This window comes from Streptomyces sp. ISL-94, assembly GCF_018614075.1.
In the GTDB taxonomy this organism is placed as follows: Bacteria; Actinomycetota; Actinomycetes; order Streptomycetales; family Streptomycetaceae; genus Streptomyces.
The window spans coordinates 126,678-126,884 of record NZ_JAGGOZ010000026.1 but is presented as its reverse complement, the minus strand read 5'-3'; the positions used below and the strand labels follow the sequence as shown (position 1 = coordinate 126,884).

Genomic DNA, 207 nt, shown 5'->3' with positions numbered 1-207 from the left:
GGCGGGGGCGGGGGCGGGGGCTGGGGGGAGACCGGCATCGACCGGCTCTTCTCGGCCAACATCGGCGGTCAGATCTCCTGGCTGCTGCCCGCCGCGCTGATTCTGCTCGTGGCCGGACTGGTGGTCACCTGGCGGGCCCGGCGGGCGACGGAGTCACTGGAGGGCATGGCCCGGGCGGCCTTCCTGGCCTGGGGTGGCGCGCTGCTG

1 protein-coding gene is annotated in these 207 nt (G+C 75.8%); it reads left to right on the top strand.

Annotated elements, in window-relative coordinates:
* Positions 1-207: hypothetical protein (locus J7E94_RS10175; RefSeq protein WP_215014205.1), on the top strand; the 207-nt coding region annotated here is incomplete at both ends.